Here is a 3,481-nt window from a genome sequence, read left to right as displayed (position 1 = left end):
CAAGGCGATCCCCCACCCACAAAAAACCGTGGCAGCGACCTACTCTCCCACCCCACCACAGGGCAGTACCATCAGCGCAAAGAGACTTAACGACCGGGTTCGGAAAGAGACCGGGTGTGACCCTCCAGCAATAACCACCACGGAAACCACACCACCCCAAACAACTCAACCCACACAGGGGAGTCATCCACGGCGGAAATCCATGAAAAGTGTGCGCGAACATCCAATTATCTGCAGCGGACAAGCCCTCGGCCTATTAGTACCGGTCAGCTCCACCCCTCACAAGGCTTCCACACCCGGCCTATCAACCCCATCGTCTATAGGGAGCCTTACCCCCTCAAGGAGGCAGGAGACCTCATCTCAAAGCAAGCTTCCCGCTTAGATGCTTTCAGCGGTTATCCCTCCCGAACGTAGCCAACCAGCCATGCCCTTGGCAGGACAACTGGCACACCAGAGGTTCGTCCGTCCCGGTCCTCTCGTACTAGGGACAGCCCTTCTCAAGTCTCCAACGCGCACAGCGGATAGGGACCGAACTGTCTCACGACGTTCTAAACCCAGCTCGCGTGCCGCTTTAATGGGCGAACAGCCCAACCCTTGGGACCAACTCCAGCCCCAGGATGCGACGAGCCGACATCGAGGTGCCAAACCATCCCGTCGATATGGACTCTTGGGGAAGATCAGCCTGTTATCCCCGGGGTACCTTTTAGCCGTTGAGCGACACCGCTTCCACACGCCGGTGCCGGATCACTAGTCCCAGCTTTCGCTCCTGCTCGACACGTCCGTCTCACAGTCAAGCTCCCTTGTGCACTTACACTCAACACCTGATTACCAACCAGGCTGAGGGAACCTTTGGGCGCCTCCGTTACTCTTTGGGAGGCAACCGCCCCAGTTAAACTACCCACCAGACACTGTCCCCGAACCGGATCACGGTCCAAAGTTAGATGCCCGAAACAGTCAGAGTGGTATTTCACCAACGCCTCCACCGCCACTAGCGTGACAGCTTCACCGGCTCCCACCTATCCTACACAAACCATCCCAAACACCAATGTCAAGCTATAGTGAAGGTCCCGGGGTCTTTCCGTCCTGCTGCGCGAAACGAGCATCTTTACTCGTAGTGCAATTTCACCGGGCCCATGGTTGAGACAGTGGGGAAGTCGTTACGCCATTCGTGCAGGTCGGAACTTACCCGACAAGGAATTTCGCTACCTTAGGATGGTTATAGTTACCACCGCCGTTTACTGGCGCTTAGATTCCCAGCTTCGCAAGGCGAACCCCGCTAACCAGTCCTCTTAACGTTCCAGCACCGGGCAGGCGTCAGTCCGTATACAGCGTCTTACGACTTCGCACGGACCTGTGTTTTTAATAAACAGTCGCTTCCCCCCGCTATCTGCGACCCCACCCAGCTCCAGATGCAAAATCCTTCACCAGACAGGGCTCCCCTTCTCCCAAAGTTACGGGGACAATTTGCCGAGTTCCTTAACCATGGTTCACCCGAACGCCTCGGTATTCTCTACCTGACCACCTGCGTCGGTTTAGGGTACTGGCCACACACGAACTCGCTAGAGGCTTTTCTCGACAGCATGGGATCACTCACTTCACCAAAAACGGCTCGGCATCACGTCTCAGCCACCATGGTGTGCGGATTTGCCAACACACCGGCCTACACGCTTACCCCCGGACAACCACCGCCGGGTAGAGCTACCCTCCTGCGTCACCCCATCACTTACCTACTACAAGCTCGGTTCCCAGACCAGTAAGTCACAGCTCCCCGAAGGGACCCAAGACCACCAGCGTGGTTAGCATCACCTGATTCAGCACTGGACGCTCGTGCACGGGTACGGGAATATCAACCCGTTATCCATCGACTACGCCTGTCGGCCTCGCCTTAGGTCCAGACTCACCCTGGGCGGATTAACCTGCCCCAGGAACCCTTAGTCAATCGGCGGCAACGTTTCTCACGCTGCTATCGCTACTCATGCCTGCATTCTCACTCGCACGCCCTCCACCACACGATCACTCGGCAGCTTCACCGGACGCACGACGCTCCCCTACCAACCCAGGAACAAGTCCTGAGCTTCACAGCTTCGGCGGTGTGCTTTAGCCCCGCTACATTATCGGCGCAGAACCACTTGACCAGTGAGCTATTACGCACTCTTTAAAGGATGGCTGCTTCTAAGCCAACCTCCTGGTTGTCTCAGCAACTCCACAACCTTTCCCACTTAGCACACGCTTAGGGGCCTTAGCTGATGATCTGGGCTGTTTCCCTCTCGACTACGAAGCTTATCCCCCGCAGTCTCACTGCCACGCTTCACTTCACCGGCATTCGGAGTTTGTCTGACGTCAGTAACCTTGTCGGGCCCATCAGCCAAACAGTAGCTCTACCTCCAGCAAGAAACACGTGACGCTGCACCTAAATGCATTTCGGGGAGAACCAGCTATCACGGAGTTTGATTGGCCTTTCACCCCTACCCACACCTCATCCCCCAGGTTTTCAACCCTGGTGGGTTCGGGCCTCCACGAGGTCTTACCCCCGCTTCACCCTGGACATGGGTAGATCACTCCGCTTCGGGTCCACAGCATGCGACTCAATCGCCCTATTCAGACTCGGTTTCCCTACGGCTACCCCACCCGGGTTAACCTCGCCACACACCATGACTCGCAGGCTCATTCTTCAAAAGGCACGCCATCACCAAACACAAAGCTCAGCTCTGACGGCTTGACAGCACACGGTTTCAGGTACTATTTCACGACCCCTCACCGGGGCACTTTTCACCTTTCCCTCACGGTACTAGTGCACTATCGGTCACCAGGACGTATTTTGGCTTAGCAGGTGGTCCTGCCAGATTCACACGGACTTTCACGGGCTCCGCGCTACTCGGGAACACACCAACATCTAGCCGGTAACTTCGCCTACGGGACTCTCACCCACTACGGTGCCGCTTCCCAACGGCTTCAACTACCACCGACATCAACGCTCCAGGCCGACAGACCTGAAAAGATGCGCCCCACAACCCCGCACACGCAACGACTGTCGTCTATCACACGCCTACGGTTTAGCCTCTTCCCCGTTCGCTCACCACTACTAGGAGAATCACTGTTGTTTACTCTTCCTACGGGTACTGAGATGTTTCACTTCCCCGCGTCACCACCAACCACCCTATACATTCAGGTGGCGGCAACCCGACACAACTCGGGCTAGGTTTCCCCATTCGGACACCCACGGATCACAGCTCGGTTGACAGCTCCCCGTGGCCTATCGCGGCCTCCCACGTCCTTCATCGGCGCCTGGTGCCAAGGCATCCACCGTGTGCCACTATCACTTGGCCACTACAGATAATAAGATGCTCGCGCACACTATTCACAAATCAAAACACCAACCGCACACCCCAACACCACTCACACCACCAGGATCCTCGTCCTGACGACACCGAGAGTTCTCAGAGGCGGTCCGCGGGAACCAACACCGGCCACCCATCCCCCC

At 56.8% G+C, this 3,481-nt stretch carries 2 rRNA genes; both read right to left on the bottom strand.

The window, feature by feature from the left end:
* Window positions 1-26: 26 nt before the first annotated feature.
* Window positions 27-142, bottom strand: a 5S ribosomal RNA gene (gene rrf / locus ACSIH6_RS39100).
* Between the two features lie 93 nt (window positions 143-235).
* A 23S ribosomal RNA gene (locus tag ACSIH6_RS39095) occupies window positions 236-3,327 on the bottom strand.
* Window positions 3,328-3,481 lie beyond the last annotated feature (154 nt).

This window comes from Nocardiopsis synnemataformans, assembly GCF_965343085.1.
Taxonomy (GTDB): domain Bacteria; phylum Actinomycetota; class Actinomycetes; order Streptosporangiales; family Streptosporangiaceae; genus Nocardiopsis; species Nocardiopsis alborubida.
This window is presented reverse-complemented; position numbering and strand designations above follow the sequence as displayed.